The sequence below is a fragment of the Trinickia terrae genome (genome assembly GCF_005144415.1).
GTDB classification, from domain to species: Bacteria; Pseudomonadota; Gammaproteobacteria; order Burkholderiales; family Burkholderiaceae; genus Trinickia_A; species Trinickia_A terrae.
The window spans coordinates 16,268-37,184 of sequence record NZ_SWJE01000019.1 but is presented as its reverse complement, the minus strand read 5'-3'; the positions used below and the strand labels follow the sequence as shown (position 1 = coordinate 37,184).

Genomic DNA, 20,917 nt, shown 5'->3' with positions numbered 1-20,917 from the left:
GACTACGGCTGATCGAAGGTCAGCGGTCGCTGATCGCGCTCAGGTTTTCGCCAGTGAAGTACTGATTGTTCAGGCGCGGGTCGCTCGATCCGGGCGGATAGAACTTCAAGTCCTTTCCGGTTCCGACAATGGTCTCGTCGAATACGTAGCGGCCGCTGATCAGGTCGTTATAGACAGACGCGGACGTCGAGCACGCACCGATCTCCCATTCCGGCGTAATGTAGTTTTCCTTGGCCTTCCAGATCTTGCCTTGCGCGTCGTAGTCGTCGCCCACCGCCACGAGCCAGCTATCCTCGTCGACGTAAAGCGTCTTCTTCGGCGTCGAGTGACGCACGCCCGACTTGACCGTCCCTTCGATTTCCCACACCCGGTGCAGCTCGTAGCGGCGCATGTCAGCATTGATGAAGTTCGGGCCCATTGCAGCGTCGAGCTTGGTATTGAAGCGCTGCATCGCGAAGCCGTCATACGGCACATAGACCTCTTTCTTCCCGACCAGCTTCCAGTCGAAGCGGTCCGGGTTTCCGTAGAAGACGAATGAGATGTCCGCCGGATATTGGTTTTCGTACCCGATCAAAGGCGCGTCGTACGCGTAGGCCGGGAGACGGCGCACACGGCGCTGGCCGGTGAAATAGTAGTAAGTGTCGGTATCCTTGCTGAAGTAGTAGCGCTGCATTGTGCCTTGGCCCGCCAGCGCAGCCGGCTCCGTGTACAGATAGTAGAAGCCGTTCTGCAGCCCCTGATCGTCCTCCGGCGTGTGCTGCCCCTTCTTCGCCCACGGGTAGTAGACGAGTTGGTTCCAGCGCGTGACGATCGACTGGCTCGTGCCCGGACGCGGCGAAACGACGGTATATCCGTCCGGCCATTCGGCGGCCACGCCCTGGTAGCGCATCAGCCAGTTCCACATAACCTGGATGCCCGTTTGCGGGATCGGGAACGGCACGCTAGGCAGCGTCGCGCTCTCCAGCGACCAGCCATCCTTCGCGATCGCCGACTTCAACGCACCCTCCTTCGTGTTTTCCTCCACGACATTCGGCAGGGTGCATTCGCGATGCGCCGGATACACGGGCATCGTGTATCCCTTGACCTGCTTGAGCATCTGAACCTGGCCGGGGGTCAGCTTGTCGGCGTACTTGTCGACGTTCGAGGCGTCGATCACGAACAGCGGCTTTTCGCTCTTGTATTTCCAGTAGTCCTCACGCAGCTTGCCGTATGACCACCCCGACAGCGGCTTCGACTCGCCGCCGAACGCGGGAATCGAACCATCCTTGCTACCCGCTTTCTCAGCGCCCGCTGGAGTCAGGTCCTGCCCCAGTTTGGCGACATCGTCCTGCGTAAGCGGCCACGCCGCGTTAGAAATCAACCCCAACACCGCCAGGGCGACGACCGCTTTGCGAATCTTCATGAAAAGGCTCCTTCAAGACATCTGCAGGCATTTTTTGGCACGACACGGGGCAGCCCGGCTGCATGGGCAGCCGGGAACTCCGAACAAAGTAAGGAAAGCAAGAAAAGGCAGGAAATCAGGACTTGACGCCCATGGCCAAATATTTGTCTCAAAAAAATGGCGATTGCTGCCCGTTTGCGACGATGCCTTGACTAAATGCGACACATAGTCGCTCAGGCCCAAGAGCAGCAAGCCCGCGCGGCGACATATCGTTAGCAGAAAAAGTCGTTTCCGCCGCAGTTAAGCAATCGCTACCATGCCGGCTTGAACACGCTAAGAACCGGGCGTCGCGGCATCGAGCCAATGCAGGCGACATCGCGCGGCGCCGCTGACCGACGGAGTGTTGTCTTGACTGCTTTCGACCATCTTCCCCTGCCGCTCGTCGTTGGCATCGGCGGCACCACGCGCGAGTCGTCGTCGACCGAGCGCGCGCTCAACATCGCCCTGCGGGGGGCCGAAGCCGCGGGGGCCCGCACGCGGCTCTTCGGCGGCGCGTTCCTGCACAGCCTGCCCCACTACGCGCCGGAACAGACGCAGCGGACCGACGCGCAGCTAGAGCTGATCGAGGCCGTGCGCGCCGCCGACGCCGTCATCATCGCGACGCCGGGGTACCACGGCGGCGTCTCGGGGCTCGTGAAAAACGCGCTCGACACGCTCGAAGAGCTGCGCGCCGACGAGCGGCCCTACCTCGACGGACGCGCCGTCGGCGCGATCGTGACGGCGTACGGCTGGCAGGCGGCGGGCACCGTGCTGACCTCGCTGCGCTCGATCGCGCACGCGCTGCGCGGCTGGCCGACGCCGTTCGGCGCGGCGGTCAATACGCTGGAAACGCGCTTCGAAACAGCGGAAACGTGCTCGGATGGGAAGGTCGCCGAGCAGTTGGCGACGGTTGGCCGGCAGGCGGCCGAGTTTGCGCTGGTGTTCGGGGCGCACCGCGCCGCGCGCCTCGCGGCGGAACGCAGCGTCGCGAAGGCGCTGACGCCGGCCGGCTGAGCCGGCGCGGCGATCGCGCGGTCCGGCGGTCCGGCGGTCCGGCGGTCCGGCGGTCCGGCGATCAAGCCTCGACGTCCGCCAGGCTGAAAATCTCGCTCTGGTCGTTATACGAGAAGACTTCGCCGTAGCGGCCCCAGTTGATGACCGCGTCGAGCGTCTCTTCGGCCGCGTTGTCCGACAGAAAATCTTCCAGCTCCTGCTCGAAACGCACGCGCGGCGCGCGATGCCCCGGACGCTCGTCAAGCACCTTCTTGATCCGCGCGGCAAGCGGCACGTTGCGCAGCAGATGCTCGGCGAACATCATCTTGCGCTCCTGCGTGCCGAATTCCGCGAAGGTGCGCGCCTGCGGCGTGAGGAAAATGTCGCCTTCGCGCATTTCCGCGAAGCCCAGGTGCTGCAGCACTTCGGCGATCGGGAACAGGTCGTCCACTTCGAGGTGCAGCGAGCGCGCGATTTCCGGCATGTCCGCGCGGCCGTTGTACGGCGGCACGGCGAGCGTTTCGATCAGGCCCGCCATCAGGTTGGTCGACACCTCCGGCAGGCGGCTGCTGAGCTCGAGCCCTTCCTTCCTTGCGATTTCGCCAGTGCGGCGCGCGGTCATCTTCGCGTAGATGTCGTCGACGAGGCCCCGGAACGCCGGGTCGAGCCGGTTGCGCGGGTGCTTGAACGGCACCTGGATCTCGGCGATCACCTTGCCCGGGTTCGACGACAGCACCAGGATCCGGTCGCACATGAACACCGCTTCCTCGATGTTGTGCGTGACGATCAGCACCGACTTGATCGGCAGGCGCCCCTGCGTCCACAGGTCGAGCAGATCGGTACGCAGCGTTTCGGCGGTCAGCACGTCGAGCGCGGAGAACGGCTCGTCCATCAAGAGCAGCGTCGGATCGACGACCAGCGCGCGCGCAAAGCCCACGCGCTGCCGCATGCCGCCCGACAGCTCGCGCGGATAGGCGTTTTCGAAGCCGTCGAGACCGATCAGGTCGATCGCCGCCAGCGCGCGCTGGCGGCGTTCGTTGGCGCCGACACCTTGCGCTTCCAGCCCCGCTTCCACGTTTTGCAGCACGGTAAGCCACGGGAACAGCGCGAAGGTCTGGAACACCATCGCCACGCCCTCGGCCGGACCGGACAGCGGCTTGCCGAGGTAATCGACATGGCCGTCGGTCGGCTGGATCAGCCCGGCGATGATGCGCAGAAGGGTCGACTTGCCCGAGCCCGAGCGGCCGAGCAGGCCGACGATCTCGCCTTCGCGCAGCGTCAGGTTCACGTCGTCGAGCACCAGCAGATCCTCCTGGGCCTTGCTGAAGCCCCGGCGGACGCCCTTGATGCACAAGATCTCATTGCTGGAATGCGGTGTTTGAAGCAGTTCGGTAGTTGCAGCTTTGGGATTTAGCATCGCGTTTCACTCTCCGTCGAGCCATAGCCTGGATTCAAGCCGGAACACACGCCTTAGAAGGATAGAAGAATCCGCTAGACGTACCTTCTCATCGTTAGAGATTGCCACCGCTATGTGACAAGAGATCGACCTAAAATTACAAAATGCAAACATGCACCGCCAAGTCGATACTAGGCAGTGCGACGCTTTGCCCGGTTTCGTCGTATAAAAACACGCTCGTTGCTTTTATGTTTTTTTTACTTGCCGCGTCGCGCAAGCCGCACGTACAATCCGCCCGTCTCATGAAAAAGGAGTCCCCTGGTGGACGCATCTTGTAGTTCTGGAAGTCCGTTGCCGGGTCATGCCGGCAGCATCGCGAGATAGCCGCCGCAGGTTTGCTCCTTCGCCGCTAACTCGCTCGCAACGGGTTAGCGCGCTTCAACATCGACCGGGTCCTCGCCGGTTCGTCAGCAGCACGCTCCCTCTAATAATTCGATAGCCGCTCGCAACCACGCTTGCGACGCGCCGTCACGTATTCGTTCGTCGTCCGACGCTTGTCGGGCTGGACGGGGGGAAGATCATGTTCGTCAAATCGTTTGTCATGTCCTTCGGGGGCGCTCGACGCACCCAGCGTACGCAAGCCGTCGCGAGGCGGCTCGCCCAGTGGCCTGCCCGCGTGCATTTTCTGGTGGCGCCGTCGCCCGAGCGCGCTCCGGCCGCGTGCGCAGCGGATCGGCGCCAGGCCGAGCGCATCCGCGTGTCGGCACTCGGCCGGCTGCGTCGCGCCGCGAAAACCACCGCACGTGCTGCACTTCGAGCCGCTTACGCCGGCAGCCCGCTGACCCCGACCGGCTACCTGGTTCTGGGGCTGATCGTGAGCGCCATCGCGATGGTGGCGATGCTGTCCGCGTCGTCGGCCGGCAACGAACTGGAAGGTGCGTTACCGCTGCACGCGTGGTTCGCCTGATACGCGCATCGCCTTCACAGCTTCGCCACAGTGTGTGTGTCAAATTCGCTAACCCCTGGCTCGCCCGCCAGAAAAAAATAGTCTCCACTAGCCATGAAGAAAAAACTGAAAACCACACTCTTGATGTCCAGCGCACCGGCCGGTCTCACGCTCGCGCTCTCCCTCGGCGTCGTGCCGCCCGCACTGGCTCAGGCAGCAAGCGGCGAGGCAGCGCCTGCCGCTGCTCCGTCCACGGCCGCTGCTTCGACGGAAACGCCGCCGTCCGCACAGCCCGCGGCCGGCGCAGATAACGCCGGTGCCACCACCGCGCAGACGCCGCCCGCGCCGACCGGTTTCTGGGACCGCTCGAACCTGCTCGGCGACATGGGCGGCCTGCGCCCGTGGCTCGGCAACTACGGCGTGACGTTCGGCCTGCAGGAGACGAGCGAATACATGGCCAATCTGTCGGGCGGCACCGCGCACGGCGGCGCGTATCAGGGCGTGACGCAGATGGGCCTCGGCATCGACACGCAAAAGGCGTTCGGCCTGCCGGGCGGCACCTTCAACGTGTCGGCCTTCCAGATTCACGGCACCAGCCTGACGCTGCGCAATACGCAAACGCTCCAGGCCACGACCGGCATCGAAGCCGAGGCTTCGACGCGCCTTTGGGAACTCTGGTATCAGCAGGCGCTGCTGGGCGGCAAGGTCGACGTCAAAGTCGGTCAGCAGAGCCTCGACCAGGAGTTCATCGTGAGCCAGTACGCGGGCACGTTCATGAACGCGACGTTCGGCTGGCCGGTCGTGCCCTCCAATGACCTGCCGGCGGGCGGCCCGGCGTTTCCGCTGTCGTCGCTCGGCGTGCGCGTGCGCGCCACGCCGACCGACGCGATCACGGTGCTGGGCGGCATCTTCGACGGCAACCCGGCGCCGGGCACCGGCGATTCGCAGAAGCTCAACGCGAGCGGCACGAACTTCAACCTGCACAACGGCGCGCTCGTCATCGGCGAGGTGCAATACGCGATCAACCAGCCGCCGTCGAATCCGTCGGATCCGAAGCCGAGCGGCCTGCCGGGCACCTACAAGCTGGGCTTCTGGTACAACAGCAACCGGTTCGCGGACCAGAACCTGGACAACACCGGCCTGTCGCTCGCGAACCCGGCCAGCACTGGCATCGCGGCGACCCACGGCGGCAACTACAGCATCTACGCCGTTGCCGACCAGATGGTGTGGCGTCCGAGCGCGGACAGCCCGCAGGCGGTGGGCGTGTTCGCCCGCATCATGGGGGCGCCCGGTGATCGCAACCTCGTCGACCTGGGCATCAACGCAGGCGTGACGCTGAAAGCGCCGTTCAAGGGCCGCGACAACGACGTGGTCGGGCTGGCCGTCGGCTACGCGCACATCGGCTCGCACGCGCAGGATCTCGCGAACGCCCAGGCGCAGACCACGCCCGGCTATCCGTCGCGCAGCGCGGAGACGATCCTCGAGGCGACATATCAGTACCAGGTCACGCCGTGGTGGCAATTGCAGGCGGACTTCCAGTACGCGTTCCGCCCGGCCGGCGGCATTCCGAATCCGGACAACCCGTCGCAGCGGGTCGGTGACGAAGCGATCGTCGGCCTGCGGACGACGATTGCGTTCTAGGCGCGGCGCCGTCCCCACCACGCCCGCATCGCGGCGGCGACCACGACGAGGATCACGAGGGCCAGCAGGCTCCCCTCGGGACCGGTGGCGCCGCCGCTCAGCAGCACATTGCCGGCCGGATGCGCGATGAAGAGCGCGCCTTGCGCCAGTTCGCCGCTATCCGACGCCCCGTAAAAATACGATTCGCCCCAATCCCAGGCCGCGTGAAAGCCGATCGCCCACCAGAGCGAACCGGTGTACCAAAGCGACAAACAGAACACCAAGCCGGCCAGCATCGCCGTCACCAGCCCGACCGGCGTTTCGCCCGGATTCAAGCCGTGGATCGCGCCGAACAGGGCCGACAGCAGGATCGCCGCCCACCAGAATCCCAAGCGGCGTGCGAGGACGGCCTGCAGATAGCCGCGCAGCAGCGATTCTTCGAAGATGCCCGTCAGGAAGAAAACGCCCGCCCAAAGCGCGGCGTACTTCCAAACCGCGCCGGTGTGCATCTCGGAGAGATTCAACTGAAGCAAACCGGCCTTCCACAGCGTCAGCACCAGCGCCGAAATCGCAACAAAGCCGCAGACCACGCCTGCGACGAAGCGAATGGCGCGCGCCCGCCCTTGCAGGCCGAAGGCGAACATGGACTTGCGCTCCAGCGCAGCAAGCGCTGCCGTCGCCGCAGCCACGGCAGCGACTTGAATGCATTCCGCCAGCAACGCAATCCCTGGCGGGACAGCATGAAGTTCGGACGGACGCGCCACGAAATGCTTGGCCACGAACGAAAGCCCGAAGGCGACGCCGGCCACGATCGCGAGAAACAGCAGTACGCGCCAGCCAGCGCGAATACCGGCGCGGCCGACGAACATCTTGCGTACTCCGCCGGATGCGGATGCCGCGAACGGCGATGCAGGTGAGTGCTCGAATTCGTCCAACTTGTTGTCTCCGTTTTTTTAGTTTGTGTTCTCGATCGAAGTCCTGGAATTCACCGCGCACGCTGCGCGGACCATCGCACCGTGCGCGCTACCTCAGCGCTTGCTTCGTCAACCGTGCACCGTCATCTCGGCGTCGCCCAGCCCTTGCGTCAACTCGAGCGCCTGACGCTCGAAGAGCCGCCGGTACAAGCCATGCGCGAGCCGGATCAGCTCTGCATGGCTGCCCTCCTCGACGATCCGGCCGTGATCCAGCACCAGCAGACGGTCCATCTTGCGCACCGTCGAAAGCCGATGCGCGACGACCAGCGTCGTGCGTCCGACCATCAGCCGCTCCATCGCCTGCTGGATCAGCACTTCGCTTTCGCTGTCGAGGCTCGAGGTCGCTTCGTCGAGAATCAGGATCGGCGCATCGGCGAGGAACGCGCGCGCGATCGCCACGCGCTGCCGCTCGCCGCCCGAGAGCTTGACGCCGCGCTCGCCCACCAGCGTGTCGTAGCCCTTGGGCAGCGCCGTGATGAAATCGTGCGCGCTCGCCAGCTGCGCGGCGCGCTCGACCTCCGCCTGCGTCGCCCCCGGCCGCCCATAGGCGATGTTCTCCGCAAGCGAGCGGTGGAACAAGAGCGGCTCCTGCTGGACGATCGCGATCTGCGCGCGCAGCGTTGCCTGCTGCACGCCGGCGATGTCCTGCCCGTCGATCGTGATCCGGCCGCCCGAGATGTCGTAGAGGCGCTGGATCAGCTTGATGAACGTCGTCTTGCCCGAGCCCGAGTGGCCGACGAGCCCCACGCGCTCGCCCGGCGCGATGCGCACCGACAAGTCCTGGTAGAGCGGCGCGGCCCGCACGCCGTAGTGGAACGTCACGTTCTCGAAGCGGATCTCGCCCTTGCCGATCGCGATCGGACGCGCGCCCGGCTTGTCTTCGATGCCGAGCGGCTGGCTCTCGAGCACCACGAGCTCTTCCATGTCGTTGACCGAGCGCTGCAGGTTGCGCACGTGCATGCCGACGTCGCGCAGATAGCCCTTCAACATGAAGAACATCGTCAGGGCGAACGTGATGTCGCCGATGCTTGCGCGATCATGCGCCCACAGCAGCAGCGCAGCGCCGACGATCGCCGCCTGCATCGCCACCAGCATCGCGCCCTGCGCGCCGCCGTTGAGCGTGCCGCGCACCCAGGTGCGGCGCGTGCGGTGACGCCACTTGCCGATGACGCGGTCCAGGCGCTGCTCTTCGCGCGTCTCGGCGCCGAACGCCTTGACCACGGAGTTGCAGCTGACCGCGTCGGCGAGCGCGCCGCCCATGCGCGTGTCCCACAGGTTGCCGAGCCGCGCCGCGGGCGCCACGATGCCGAGCGACACGCTCACCGTCACCGCCGCATAGAGCACCGATCCGATGCCGACGACGAGCCCCATGACCGGCCAATGCACGCCCAGCAGCACCGTCGCGCCGACCAGCATCGCGAGCGACGGCAAGAGCGCGATCAGCAAGGTGTCGTTGAGCAGATCGAGCGCCCACATGCCGCGCGTGATCTTGCGCACGGTCGAGCCCGCGAAGCTGTTCGTGTGCCAGTCGGTGGAAAAGCGCTGGACGCGATAGAAAGCGTTCGCGGCGATTTCGCTCATCATCCTGAGCGTCAATACGATCATGTTCAGGAATACGGCCTGCCGCAGCAGCGTGCCCGCGAGGCCAAGACCGACGAGCAGCCAGAACGCCGAGGCGGCTGCCTGCCACGCGATTTCGCGGCTCGCGGCGCCGGCCGCGAGCGCATCGACGAGACGCCCCGCGTAGAGCGGAGTCAGCACGTCGGCGGCGGCGGCGAGCAGCGCCGCCGCCGCGATGACGAGCACACGCCAGGGCTGCCTGCCCCAGTGCCGGAAAGTGAAGCCAAGGACGTCGTGGAACGCCCTGCGACCGAAGTCGAGTTTTTTGCGAGTCATTTTTCGACGGCCCTGCGGTGCGATGCGCGCAGGACACTCCAATTAAGGGAAACGAAAGAAATAGCCGATGCGCCAGCATGGCTGGCTGACGAACACACGGCGGACTTTCTGAAAAAGCAGCGCAGGCACCGGAGAGGCCCGCGCTTTCGACGACCTAACGGTGTCGCGGAGAAACGTTAGGGATGGCCGAACGCATGGTGAACATCATGTTGCGCCTCCCTGGAACGTTGAGTGAAGTGGCAAGAACAAAAGCTGGGGGATCGATTCTATCGACAGTTTCACCAGGCTGCAAGTTGACGGCCTGGCGAACGAGCACGAGCCATCACTCTAGGCGACGCGTTTGCGACTTGGGAGCGTTTGAAAATTGCGCTTGAATGTGAATTGAACCTCACAGGACGAGTTATCGAATCGATATCGCGAATCAGCGCGGCGCATGACACTCGATTCGACAGCACCAACGCTATTCTTTCTGTTTCCGGCGGCGACGCGCGAACACACTTAGGAATCCGGTCGATCAGCGGTTCTTTTGCACTCTTCAAAGGGGATCCAAATGGCTCGCGGCATCGTCGGTCAAGGGGGCGCTGGGGCATATGCAAGGCGCAGCGGGAGCCGTGGCGACCGGCGGTGACCATCCGCGCGATGAGGGCCGGCGTCTTCCCGCACACACTCAATACGAAGTCGATCGACGAATCCGCCGAGAGGCTCGACGTCATTGTCGGCAGGCCGCGGAAAATGTCCGAGGAATACGCGATGGTCAACAGCTTCGGGTTTGGCGGCGTCGGCGCGAGTTACGCGTACATGCGATTTTCCCGGGTGAATCGAGAGCGCATGGGCAATCCCTTCTGAAATCTCCCCACTTCCGATCTCCCTAATTCACCCATAAGGATTTCCTTAGCCAACCAAAATCTTGCTTGTTCAATGCATCAAATAAAGCATAACGAACAATTATTGGCTCTGGTAACCTGCGCGCCGGGAAGCCTCACATGGCGCTTTATTCCAAAGTGTTGCCCCGCTTCGCGACGAAGCGATCAAAGCAAGTTCAAGAAGAAATGGACCTGATGCAAAGCATCCGCGCCTTCACTGCAGTAGCCAGCGTAGGCAGCTTTACTGTAGCCGCACGGCACATGCAAGTAGGCACGCCGCAGGTATCGCGCGCCATTGCAGATCTTGAGACACATCTTGGCTTGCGCTTGTTGAATCGGACGACACGCAGCGTGGCACTGACTGCCGCGGGCGAGCGGTATCTATTCCACTGCAAGTGCATTCTCGATCGCGTGGAGCTTGCAGAAACGGAAGCCGCCGGTCTATGCGCAAAACCGATCGGCACGCTCAGCCTCGGCGTCGCCCCGTCATTCGACAGGCATCACCTTGCTTGGCTCATCTCCGGTTATCAGGAGCATTACTCGGAGGTATCGGTTCAAGTGGCACTTGTGCCGCGCAGCGGCGAAATGCCGACAGGCCAGCACGACGCCGTCCTTCTCTGCGACGCTGTCCCGCAGGGTGAGCAACTGGTGGCCGCATGCCTGGGCGCAAGCCAAAGCGTGCTGTGCGCGTCACCGGTCTATCTGGCAAGGCGCGGCGTTCCCGAAACCGTCAATGACCTCGGCGGGCACCGGTGCCTGCAGCTCGATACCGGTGAGGAGGCCGCTGGACAATGGGTGTTCGACGGCCCCGAGGGCCCGGAAACGTTCCGGTTCGAGCAAACGCCATTGCGAACCGATCTATCCGACGTGCTGGAGCATGCAATACGCCAAGGCTCAGGCATCGGTTCGCTACCGGTAGCCAGGGCGCTGCCGGCGTTGCGCAGCGGCACCCTGGTACGGGTACTGCCTCGATATCGGCTTGCGGCACGAAACATGTACGTGATCCATCCGCCAGGCCGCTCCGGGGACGCGAAGACCCGGACATGGGTCGAGTTTGTCAAAGCCTCGCTTCCGGCCCGGCTTGCGGCGGATCAGGCGTCTTTTGTTTCATACATCGCGGAGTCCGCCGTCCTGTCGAAGTCAAATACGGAAGAAAAGATCGGGGAATTCAATCTATGACCTCGCGTCACTACATGCTCCATAAAAATGATGCAATGATGCCTGTCACTTTTTAGTAACACTAATTTTTTCAAGTTCGCCGATTAATATCGGATGCTCTACCCTTCGACGCGCAACAATCATCATTTATCAATTAGCGCGGAGAACTGAATGAAAAAACTTGCAATGTCGACCCTCTCGCTGGCGCTCCTCGGCGCCGCAGGCGCATCGCATGCTCAAAGCAGCGTCTCGCTGTATGGCGTGATCGACGATTCCGTGCAATACGTGAATCGCACGACCAATGCTAGCGGCACAGGCAATAGCAGCTTTCTCGGCTTGGCCGGCGGCAACCTGCAAGGCCCGCGCTGGGGCTTGAAGGGCCAGGAAGAGCTTGGCAACGGCCTCAAGACGATCTTCCAGTTGGAAAACGGTTTCGATCCGAACGTCGGCACGCTGAGCCAGGGCTCCCGCGAGTTCGGCCGCCAGGCATACGTTGGCCTGACGCACGACTCCTACGGCACCTTCACGATGGGCCGCCAGTATGACCCGGTCGTGGATCTGGTTCAGGGGCTGACTGCCGACAACTATTGGGGTTCGACATTCACGACCCCGGGCGACGTCGACAACAACGACAACAGCTCGCGTACGAACAACTCCCTGAAATACGCGTCGCCGACGTACGCGGGTTTCCAATATGAACTGTTCTACGCGCTCGGCGGCGTTGCGGGTGCGATGGGCTCCGGTCAAACGTGGTCGCTCGCTGCGACCTACGCGACGGGCCCCTTCAGCGTCGCTGCCGGCTATATCGTGTTCGACAACACGAATACCGGCCGCAAGGGCACCTTCAGCTCCAGCGCCACCTCGAGCCCCGCGTTCTATACGCAAATCAATAGCGAGTTCGCGTCGGCGAAGTCGGTCAACGTCGCTTCGCTTGCGGGCCAATACGTCGCGGGTCCGTTCACGTTCGGGCTGCGTTACAGCAACGCGCTGTACAAGCACGATGCCGCCTCGTCGTTCGCTGTGACGCAGCGCTACGACGTCGGCGCCGGTTTCGCAAACTACCAGATCTCGCCGGTCGCATTGGTCGGCCTTGGCTATACCTTCACCCACGGCAAGGGCAATGGGTCGCAGACGTATAACCAGGTCTCGCTGGGCGGCGACTACAACTTGTCCAAGCGTACGGATGTGTATCTGGTCGGCGCCTATCAGCGTGCAGGCGGCGAAGGCGTGTACGCATCGGTGGCCGACTACGGCTACGCCTCGACGTCGAAGTCGCAGGCAATCGCCAGCCTGGGCATCCGCCACAAGTTCTAAGCAAAGCTCGATGCATCCTGCGGTGTCAGGCCGCAGAAAAGCCAGCCGGAAGCGAACGGCTGGCTTTTTTGTTTTTCCGCGAAGAGCCCGCCGAAAGCAGGCTTCTGGCGGGTACTACTCGAGGCGCTCGTCCAACCACGTGCGCAGCGCCTCGACTTCCTCGAGGCACACCGAATGCGGCATCGGGTACGCGTGCCACGCCACCTTGCAGCCCTTGGCGAGCGCGAAATCGCGCGCGGCTTCGCCCAGCTGGATCGGCAGCACGTCGTCTTGCGTGCCGTGCGCGGCAAAGATCGGCGTGTCGCGATTGGCCGCCTCGAAGCGGCTGTCGATGAAGCCCGGCGCCGGCACGTATCCCGACAGGACGATCAGGCCGGCGAGCGCTTCCGGATGCGTGAGCCCCGCCGCGTAGGTCATCGCCCCGCCCTGCGAAAAGCCGGCGAGAAAGATCTTCGAAGTGGGAATGCCGCGCCGGTTCTGCTCGGCGATCAGCGCGCGCACGGTCGCGCAGGACGCCTCGATGCCCGCTTCGTCGACACGCCGGTTGACGCCGTCGAACGACGCGATGTCGTACCACGCGCGCATCACGTAGCCGCCGTTCGCGGTGACGGCGATCTCGGGCGCGTTCGGGAACACGAAGCGCACGCCGGGCGCGCCGGCAACGCGCAGCTCGGGCACGAGCGGGACGAAATCGTTGGCGTCGGCGCCGAGGCCGTGCATCAGGATCACGGCGTAGGCGGGATTCGGCGCGGTTTCGATCTCGATGGTCGAGGGCTGGTCGGTCATGGCGTGCGGCTCCGGGATTTCGATGGAGCGTCAGTTTAGACGAGTGCGCTCAGCACGAGCACGATGCCGACGAGCGACACGGCCCAGACGCCTGAGCGGAGGTATGGAATTCCCGCTGCGTAGAGCGGGATGTAGATGATCCGCGCGATCAGGTAGAGCCATGCGCCCGCTTGCGTGAGCGCGCTCTCGCGGCCGGCGATGTGTGCAATCAGGATGGCGGCGGCGAACACGGGCAGCGTCTCGAACAGGTTGCACTGCGCGCGTTGCAGCCGTCCGGTGATCTTGCCGACCGGGGCGCCGGGGCCGTCGCGCGGGCCGGTGTTGTAGCGGATGCCGGTTTCGTGGTTGCGAAGCAGCGCGGGAAGCAGCACTTGAACGAGGGCGAGCACCAGCGTCCAGGCGAGGATCGTCAGTTCGGGGGTCACGGGGGCTCCAGTTGGCGCAGGTGGAATCGGGGGCGGTTCGCGCGAGATTAAACCGGTGGATGCGCCGTGCCAACACGCATGGGTGCCCCCTAGGCGAGCCTCGCCAACGAAGGAAACGCGGTCAAGGCGGAACGCTTGTGCCCGAGCTTGCAGCGCTAGAATGACGGTCGCTTTTCAACCAAGGAGATTCGCATGAAATCTGTTGTTGCCCTGCTCGCCGCAGCCGCGCTCGCGTCGGTGGCTGTCACCGCCAGTGCCGCATCGACCGAAAAGCTGCCTTCGGGCGTCGTCGTCGAACACCTGACGCAGGGAAGCGGCCCTCAACCCACGACCGCTGACGTCGTGCGCGTCAACTACCGCGGCACGCTCGCGAACGGCACCGAGTTCGACAGCTCGGCCAAGCATGGCGGCCCGGCGGAGTTTCCGCTCGGCCGCGTGATTCCATGCTGGACGCAAGGCGTCGCGACGATGAAGGTCGGCGAAAAGGCGAAGCTGACCTGTCCGGCCGCGACGGCGTATGGTTCGCGAGGCGTCGGCGCCATTCCGCCAAACAGCGATCTGACGTTCGAAGTCGAATTGCTCGCCATCGTCAAGTAACGGGCGAAGCAAGCAGGCAACTTCGCTACAAGCTACAAGTGAGTTCCTAGCGCAGCGCCCTTCGCGGCGCTGTGTTTTTTCTGCGTCCCATCGCAGATGGTGACAAGGCAACATCCCGCACCGGCAAACCCGTTCACCAGTTCATTTCTTTAACCTCACGCCCTGACCACCGTCACCCCCACCGCCTCCAGCGGCTCGGTCAGCGCGGCATCCGTCGACTTCTCGACGACGATCGCACTCGCCAGCGAGATCTCCCCGATCCGGTACTGCGACGCCGCGTTGAGCTTGTCCGCCGAAGCCAGCACGACCGTCTCCGCCGCGTGCGCCGCCAGCGCGCGCTTCATGTACGCTTCCTCGAGATCGCCGGTGCTCAGGCCCGCCGTCGGATGCACGCCGGTCACGCCCATGAAGTACACATCGGCGCGAATGTGCGAAAGCGCCTCGATCGCGGCCGCGCCGACCGTCACGATCGAATGCTTGAAGAGCCGCCCGCCGATCACGATCACCTCGATGCCGGGATGGTCGACGAGCTCCACCGCGACGTTCGGGCTATGCGTGACCACCGTCGCCGTCAGCTCGCGCGGCAGCTGCCGCACGAGCTCCACCGCCGTGGTGCCGCCGTCGACGATCACGACCTGCCCGCGGCCGATCATGCCGGCGGCCGCCTTCGCGACGGCGCGCTTGGTCGCCGACTCGATCGGCCGCCGATGCGCGAAATCCGCCGTGGCGGGCGACGCGGGCAGCGCCCCGCCATGCACGCGCTGCAGCAGGCCTTCGCTCGCGAGCTCGCGCAGGTCGCGACGGACCGTGTCCTCGGAGACGTCGAACGATTCGCTCAGCGCTTTGGCGAGCACCTGCCCGTCGCGCTTGAGGATGGCAAGGATCTCGCTTTTTCTTTGAGTGGTCAGCATGGGAATCCGGATGGATGTGCCGCACGAAAATGCCTGCACGAAAAATCTTGTTTTTGCACGAATTTGCACGACATCATCGAGCCCATGCCATCGCAACGGGAGAGACGCATGAAGCCGACCGCAGATCGCGTCCGCATCGTGGACATCGAGGTGCTTTCCGACGATTGGTACGTCCTGAAGAAAACGACCTTCGACTTCCAGCGCCGCGACAACGTCTGGCAGCGGCTATCGCGCGAGACCTACGATCGCGGTAACGGCGCCACCGTCCTCTTGCACGACCGCCGGCGCGACACCGTCGTGCTGACGCGGCAATTCCGCTTCCCCGCTTTCGTCAACGGCCACGACGGCATGCTGATCGAAGCGCCCGGCGGCCTGCTCGACAACGCGTCTCCGGAAGCGCGCATCCGCGCCGAGGTCGAGGAGGAGACGGGCTATCGCGTGCAGCACGTGGAGAAAGTCTTCGAGGCGTTCATGAGCCCGGGCTCGGTCACGGAGAAGCTGTATTTCTTCATCGCCGAGTACGACTCGGCTTCGAAGATCGGCTCAGGCGGCGGGGTCGAAGCGGAAGGCGAGGATATCGAGGTCATCGAGCTGGCGCTCGACGACGCGCTCGCGAGAGTCCGCGCGGGCGAGATCTGCGACGGCAAGACGATCATGCTGCTGCAGCATGCGGCGTTGCGGCGGTTGTCCGGTCGGCCCGCGGCGGCCCGGTAGAGGCGCGCGATGAAATCCGCCCGGGCTGTCCTGGCCATCGCGATCGCGTGGTGCCTGGGCTGCTGCGTCTTCGCCGCGCACGCAGCCGACGACGACGCCCAAGCCCTGCGCGACAAGTACCAGAGCCTCACGCAGCAACTCGCCCACAACCCGTTCCAGCGTCCCCTATACCTCGTCTCCGAGGAGTCGCCGTCGAGGCTCAAGGGCGATATCTACGCGGTGATGGACCATCCATTCGCGACCGTCGAAGGCGCGCTCGACGATCCGGCGCACGGCCCCGACAACTGGTGCGACGTCCTGATCCTGCACCTGAACATCAAGTATTGCCATGCGGCGGCCGGCGGCAACGGCAGCGTGCTGACGGTGAACCTGGGCCGGAAGGTCGAAGAAGCGCTGTCGTCCACCTATCGCCTGCAATTCGACTACCGTCCGGCCGTCAGCACGCCGGACTACTTCAAGGTGGAGCTGAGCGCGGACAGCGGCCCGATGGGCACGAAAGACTACCGCATCGTGCTCGAGGCGGCGCCGATCGCCGGCAATCGCACGTTCCTGCACCTGACCTATGCGTACGGCTACGGCATGACCGGCAGGCTCGCGATGAAGACCTATCTGGCGACCCTGGGCGCCGACAAGGTCGGCTTCACCTCGAACCGCGATCCGTCCACGGGGCAGGCGCAGTACATCGGCGGCGTACGCGGCCTCGTGGAGCGCAACACGATGCGCTACTACCTTGCGATCGACGCCTATCTCGGCTCGCTGGCGAGCCCGCCCGAGCAGCGCCTCGCGCAGCGTCTGACGGCCTGGTTCGACGCCACCGAGCAATATCCACAGCAGCTGCACGAGGTGGACCGGCAGGACTATCTGCAGATGAAGAACCACGAGTACCAGCGCCAGCAGACGGCGCAGTGAAGCGGCGCGGCTCAGCCGCGCCGCTCCTTGGCAAGCACGATGGTCTCGAAGAGCTCGTAGTCCGTGGTCGGCGTATGGTCCGCGCCCGGCGCATGGTAGTAGCGCATCGTGATCGTGGTCTTGCCGCCGGGCGCGCCCGGGTCGTGGTCGAACACCGCGAGCCCGTAGCCCGTGCCGGTGTCGCGCCGCGCCGAATAGATCGCGTCTTCCAGCGCATCCGCGGGATTGCGCACGAACGTGCCCGGCGTCGCGCCAGGCACGGGGCGGTTCGGCTTGGTGAAGACCTTCGCTTGCGGCAGGTTCGTCGCCGTATCCTCGCCGTAGACGTCGAGCGGCGCGCTGGTGCCGCCGCCGCCCAGGATCAGATGGATCGTGCCGTGGCGCGTGTCGAACGTCGCATCGGCGGGGTCCGAGGTGACGATCGGGCGCGGCTGGAGCGTGTCGACGGGCTCCCCCGTCTTGGCATCGACCCCCGCATGGTGGTTGCAGCCGCGCACCGGATAGCTGCGCTCATAGTCGTGGTCGTGGCCGCACAGCACGAGATCGACGCCGTAGCGGTCGAAAAGCGGCAGCCAGGCTTCGCGAATGCCCTTGTCCGAGCCGTTGCCGGTCTTCGAGGACGTCAGCGCGTCCTGGTGCATCTGCACGACGATCCAGTCGATTTCATGGTCCTGCGAGGCATGGCGCAGCGTCTCTTCGAGCCAGCGCGTCTGCTCGCCATTGCTGTAGCCGCGGATATAGAACGAGGTGCCCGGCTCGACCGGCGGGTTGCCGGTGCTCGGCGCGGGCACCAACGGCTGCGGGCCGGCCACGAAGGCGGCGGCGTCCTGATACACGACGTCGTCGGCGTCGAGCGAGACGAACAGCACCGAGCTCACGCGGAAGCTGTACCAGCGGCCCGGAAACGGCGTGCCGTTGTCGGGCAGCGTATAGCGCGTGAGATAGGACGTCAGCCCCTGCTCGCCGTTGTTGAACTCGACCTCGTGATTGCCCGGGCAAGGCATCCACGGACGATTGGCCGCCGAGGTCTGCACGTTGTTGCCGAAATCGCGCCAGACGCTGGGCTGGTGCCCCGGATTCAGGTTCGCGTAGCAGAGGTCGCCGTTCAGCAAGTGGAAGAGCGGCTCGAAGCGCTCCACCGTCTGCACCGCGAAGCGGCTTTGCGGATAGGACAGCACCCACTGCGTGTTGGGCGTGGCAAGGTCGCCGTAGCTGGTCCAGCGAAACGGCGCGCGACCGCGCGGCGCTGTATTGAAAACGGCGTTGAACGGCGTGGCCGCGTTGCTGTCGTTGTCGGCGGTGATCCGGTACTCGTAGGCGGTGCCCGGCTTCAGGCCGGAGAGCCGCGCGTGATGGGTGAACACCGTCTCGCCGTTCAGACCGTCGGTATAGATGCGCTGCACGCCGTGGACCGTGCTGACGGACCCGCCCGCGCTGCCGAAGCTCACGCGCGGGTTGACCGCCGCCGCGAGCGAGGCCCACGAGATCACGACCTCGCTCGCGGGATCACGGCCCCAAGTCAGGTGGATCTGCTCGGGCGTGCCATCCGGGGCGGCTGCCGCTGCCTTGCCCATCGTGGCAAGCCCGCTTGCGGTGGCGGCCAGGCCGGACACCCCGGCGAACTTGAGAAAACCGCGGCGCGATACGGCGGCGGCCGGATCGGCCGGCTTGGCCTCCGGCGAGTTCTTCTTTGACATGGTGGCGCTCTCGTCTCAGGTCGAGTGGGAAAACAGGCCAGGGGATTCTTGCCGAGCTAGTTTTCCGTGGCGTGACAGTGCGCGCGCGCCGCGCTGCATTTCAGTGCACCCGTGATTAGCTTGCGACGAAAGATTGGTTCACGCCGCACGCGGCGGCGCCTACGCTGAAGCCTGTCCAAGCTCACTCGCCAACGCCATGACCCGACCTGTCCACTACAAAGGCTACGAAGTCGCCCCGGTCGCGCAGCGCCTCCCGAACGGCCTGTTCGCCGCCGGCATCACGATCGAGAATGCGAGCGCCGCGCAGCACCGCGCCTACTCGTTCGACGCGCTCGACTATTTCTTCGACGAGGAGCACGCCCTCGCCTATGCATTCCGCTGGGGGCGGATGTGGATCGACAACTTTGTATGGGACCGGAGTAAGCGCTAAAGCGCTAACTCCGGATCGACACCGTAACTGACGCCTTTCCTGCTTCACGCGAAGGGCGATGCTCGCCCTCCCGAATGTGGCGCGCGCCTATGCGCCGCGCATGAACTGCCGGGTTCGCTGCAGTGCAGCGCCAAGTGTGCCAAAATTGCCGCACCTTGCTCCTGCCCTACATAAGCGAACGCTATGTCCGAAACGCTGCAACAACATGCAGCGGCAGATCACGCAATGCGCCATTGGAACTACCCCGGCCGCACGCCCGTGCGAATCGGTTCCGACGAGCATAAGCAAATGTTCTGCCGCATGCTGCTCGAAACGCACAACCCGTACAAGCCCGCCGTCATCGATTGGCCGCCGCTTGCACCCGGCGAACTCCATCGCATCACCTCCCTGCCGATCTGGGACATCGCCGTGCAGACGGAAGGCCGCGCGTCGATCCGTGTCGCGGCCTTCGCCTCGACGGTTCGAGACGCGCTGCTGCGCCAGGCGCTCGACATGGACGGCGCGGAGGAAGCGCGCCACAAGGCCGTGCTGTCGAAGCTCGTCGAAGCGTACGGCATCAAGCTCGCTCCGGAACCCGAGTATCCTGTGCCCAAGAACGCCGTGCGGGCGTGGATGGTCACCGGCTACAGCGAGTGCATCGACAGCTTCTTCGCCTTCGGCCTCTTCCGCTCCGCGCAGAAGTCCGGCTATTTCCCGCAAGAGCTGGTCGAGACCTTCGAGCCCGTCATCCAGGAAGAAGCGCGGCACATCCTGTTCTTCGTGAACTGGGTCGCGTGGTACCGGCGCAACCTGCCGTGGTGGCGGCGCCCCGCGTTCCTCGTGCGCTCGTTGACGGTGTGGGCGTTCCTGATCTGGGAGCGGATCGGCATAGCCAGAGGCATCGATGCCGACGGCGTCATGCACGACGCCAAATTCGCCGCGACGGGCGCGAGCAACATCGGCGAGGAACTGAGCCCGCGCGCGATGATCGAGCTTTGCCTTACGGAGAACGACCGGCGCATGAGCGGCTACGACGAACGGCTGCTGCGGCCGACCACCGTTCCGCGCCTCGCGAAATTCGCGCTGCGCTTCCTGAAGAAGTAATCGGCACATCCCACCTCCCATGCGCGCCAACACCCCCCTCTCGACCGTGCTCGCCGCCTTGCTCGTCGCGCTGGCGAGCACCGGCTGCGAGACCATCGCCTCGGCCGACCCGAACGCGCTGTGGGACATCGTCCACTTCGATTGCGTGCCCGCCGCGCGCGACACCAGCAAGACGGGGCTGTGCGCGAGCGTCGATCTCAAGCAGCGCTTTGCGCTCCTCAAGGACCGCAACGGCGCCGCGCAGCACCTGCTGATTCCGACCGACCGCGTCACGGGCATCGAAAGCCCGCTCCTGCTCGGCCCAGACGCACCCAATTACTGGACCGATGCCTGGACCGCACGCAGTTTCGTCGAGGCGTCGATCAAGAAGCCGCTGCCCGACAATCTGATCGGGCTCGAAGTCAATTCGAAGTACCGGCGCTCCCAGGAGCAGCTGCACATCCATATCGACTGCATGCACGCGGAAGCGAGCGCGGCGCTCGAGCACCATCGCGGCGACCCGCCGGGCCAATGGACCTGGGACACGATCGGCGGCAGCCGTTATCGGATCATGCGGGTCGCGAGTCCCGCGTTCGATTTCGATCCGTTCGACATTGTCGCGCGCGACCGTTCGGGAGCCGCGGAAATGGCCATGCAGACGATCCTCGTGACGGGCGCCGGCCCGCAGGCCGCAAACGACGGCTGGCTGATCCTCAACAGCGGCACCGATATCGACGGCGGCAGCGGTTCGGCCGAGCCGCTGCTCGACCACGCTTGCGCAATCGCGCATAACTGAGCGCGCAACG

The 20,917-nt window shown here is 64.7% G+C and carries 20 protein-coding genes; 12 read left to right on the top strand and 8 right to left on the bottom strand.

What is annotated here, in order from left to right:
• Positions 1-19: 19 nt before the first annotated feature.
• On the bottom strand, positions 20-1,402 hold the full coding sequence (locus FAZ69_RS28370) for a DUF1329 domain-containing protein (protein WP_136898413.1): 1,383 nt from the start codon (positions 1,400-1,402) through the stop codon (positions 20-22).
• Positions 1,403-1,789: 387 nt separating this feature from the next.
• Here FAZ69_RS28370 and FAZ69_RS28365 point away from each other — a divergent pair, with 387 nt between their 5' ends.
• Positions 1,790-2,434, top strand: coding sequence for an NADPH-dependent FMN reductase (locus FAZ69_RS28365; protein WP_169708789.1), 645 nt, complete (start codon positions 1,790-1,792; stop codon positions 2,432-2,434).
• A gap of 61 nt (positions 2,435-2,495) precedes the next feature.
• Here FAZ69_RS28365 and FAZ69_RS28360 read toward each other — a convergent pair whose 3' ends face one another.
• Entirely contained in the window at positions 2,496-3,830 is a 1,335-nt protein-coding gene (locus tag FAZ69_RS28360) for an ABC transporter ATP-binding protein (RefSeq protein WP_136898411.1), read from the bottom strand.
• A 559-nt stretch (positions 3,831-4,389) separates the two neighbouring features.
• On the opposite strand from FAZ69_RS28360, the gene FAZ69_RS28355 reads away from it, so the two are divergent.
• A complete protein-coding gene (locus tag FAZ69_RS28355) occupies positions 4,390-4,776 on the top strand; it encodes a hypothetical protein (protein WP_136898410.1) in 387 nt (128 codons plus the stop codon).
• 93 nt (positions 4,777-4,869) lie between these two features.
• Entirely contained in the window at positions 4,870-6,396 is a 1,527-nt protein-coding gene (locus tag FAZ69_RS28350; RefSeq protein WP_136898409.1) for a carbohydrate porin, read from the top strand.
• On the opposite strand, the gene FAZ69_RS28345 is transcribed toward FAZ69_RS28350, so the two are convergent.
• Together FAZ69_RS28345 and FAZ69_RS28340 are read right to left on the bottom strand one after the other, a co-directional pair.
• Positions 6,393-7,310, bottom strand: coding sequence for a CPBP family intramembrane glutamic endopeptidase (locus tag FAZ69_RS28345; RefSeq protein WP_240702499.1), 918 nt, complete (start codon positions 7,308-7,310; stop codon positions 6,393-6,395). The two genes, FAZ69_RS28350 and FAZ69_RS28345, sit on opposite strands and share 4 nt — an antisense overlap.
• Positions 7,311-7,418: 108 nt before the next feature.
• Positions 7,419-9,245 carry an ABC transporter ATP-binding protein gene (locus FAZ69_RS28340; protein ID WP_136898408.1) on the bottom strand — a complete coding sequence of 609 codons (1,827 nt, stop codon included), beginning with the start codon at positions 9,243-9,245 and terminating at the stop codon, positions 7,419-7,421.
• A gap of 357 nt (positions 9,246-9,602) precedes the next feature.
• Here FAZ69_RS28340 and FAZ69_RS28335 point away from each other — a divergent pair, with 357 nt between their 5' ends.
• From FAZ69_RS28335 to FAZ69_RS28325, 3 genes are all read left to right on the top strand, one after another.
• Positions 9,603-10,091, top strand: coding sequence for a hypothetical protein (locus FAZ69_RS28335; protein WP_136898407.1), 489 nt, complete (start codon positions 9,603-9,605; stop codon positions 10,089-10,091).
• 137 nt (positions 10,092-10,228) lie between these two features.
• Positions 10,229-11,287 (top strand): LysR family transcriptional regulator, encoded by a 1,059-nt coding sequence (locus FAZ69_RS28330; RefSeq protein WP_136898406.1) that lies wholly within the window; start codon positions 10,229-10,231, stop codon positions 11,285-11,287.
• Positions 11,288-11,437: 150 nt separating this feature from the next.
• Positions 11,438-12,580 (top strand): porin, encoded by a 1,143-nt coding sequence (locus tag FAZ69_RS28325; RefSeq protein WP_136898405.1) that lies wholly within the window; start codon positions 11,438-11,440, stop codon positions 12,578-12,580.
• Positions 12,581-12,694: 114 nt separating this feature from the next.
• Here the strand turns inward: FAZ69_RS28325 and FAZ69_RS28320 are convergent, their stop codons facing one another.
• Together FAZ69_RS28320 and FAZ69_RS28315 are read right to left on the bottom strand one after the other, a co-directional pair.
• Entirely contained in the window at positions 12,695-13,366 is a 672-nt protein-coding gene (locus FAZ69_RS28320; RefSeq protein WP_136898404.1) for an alpha/beta hydrolase, read from the bottom strand.
• Positions 13,367-13,401: 35 nt separating this feature from the next.
• Positions 13,402-13,791, bottom strand: coding sequence for an MAPEG family protein (locus tag FAZ69_RS28315; protein WP_136898403.1), 390 nt, complete (start codon positions 13,789-13,791; stop codon positions 13,402-13,404).
• Positions 13,792-13,983: 192 nt separating this feature from the next.
• Between FAZ69_RS28315 and FAZ69_RS28310 the strand changes: the two genes are divergently transcribed.
• On the top strand, positions 13,984-14,388 hold the full coding sequence (locus FAZ69_RS28310) for an FKBP-type peptidyl-prolyl cis-trans isomerase (RefSeq protein ID WP_136898402.1): 405 nt from the start codon (positions 13,984-13,986) through the stop codon (positions 14,386-14,388).
• A gap of 155 nt (positions 14,389-14,543) precedes the next feature.
• On the opposite strand, the gene FAZ69_RS28305 is transcribed toward FAZ69_RS28310, so the two are convergent.
• The gene (locus FAZ69_RS28305; RefSeq protein WP_136898401.1) at positions 14,544-15,299 is read right to left on the bottom strand and encodes a DeoR/GlpR family DNA-binding transcription regulator; all 756 of its coding nucleotides are present in this window, start codon (positions 15,297-15,299) and stop codon (positions 14,544-14,546) included.
• 108 nt (positions 15,300-15,407) lie between these two features.
• Between FAZ69_RS28305 and FAZ69_RS28300 the strand changes: the two genes are divergently transcribed.
• Positions 15,408-16,013, top strand: a complete 606-nt coding sequence (locus tag FAZ69_RS28300; RefSeq protein WP_136898400.1) for an NUDIX domain-containing protein — start codon at positions 15,408-15,410, stop codon at positions 16,011-16,013.
• Between the two features lie 9 nt (positions 16,014-16,022).
• Positions 16,023-16,922: a hypothetical protein gene (locus FAZ69_RS28295; RefSeq protein WP_240702498.1), complete on the top strand. Its 900-nt coding sequence runs from the start codon at positions 16,023-16,025 to the stop codon at positions 16,920-16,922.
• 11 nt (positions 16,923-16,933) lie between these two features.
• Here FAZ69_RS28295 and FAZ69_RS28290 read toward each other — a convergent pair whose 3' ends face one another.
• Positions 16,934-18,619: a fibronectin type III domain-containing protein gene (locus tag FAZ69_RS28290; protein ID WP_136898399.1), complete on the bottom strand. Its 1,686-nt coding sequence runs from the start codon at positions 18,617-18,619 to the stop codon at positions 16,934-16,936.
• A gap of 196 nt (positions 18,620-18,815) precedes the next feature.
• Here FAZ69_RS28290 and FAZ69_RS28285 point away from each other — a divergent pair, with 196 nt between their 5' ends.
• The 3 genes from FAZ69_RS28285 (at position 18,816) to FAZ69_RS28275 (ending at position 20,907) form a co-directional block, all read left to right on the top strand.
• Positions 18,816-19,049, top strand: coding sequence for a DUF6566 family protein (locus FAZ69_RS28285; RefSeq protein ID WP_136898398.1), 234 nt, complete (start codon positions 18,816-18,818; stop codon positions 19,047-19,049).
• A 183-nt stretch (positions 19,050-19,232) separates the two neighbouring features.
• A complete protein-coding gene (locus FAZ69_RS28280) occupies positions 19,233-20,132 on the top strand; it encodes a ferritin-like domain-containing protein (protein ID WP_136898397.1) in 900 nt (299 codons plus the stop codon).
• 19 nt (positions 20,133-20,151) lie between these two features.
• Complete coding sequence (locus FAZ69_RS28275) at positions 20,152-20,907, top strand: CDP-diacylglycerol diphosphatase (RefSeq protein WP_136898396.1); 756 nt, start codon at positions 20,152-20,154, stop codon at positions 20,905-20,907.
• Positions 20,908-20,917: the final 10 nt, after the last annotated feature.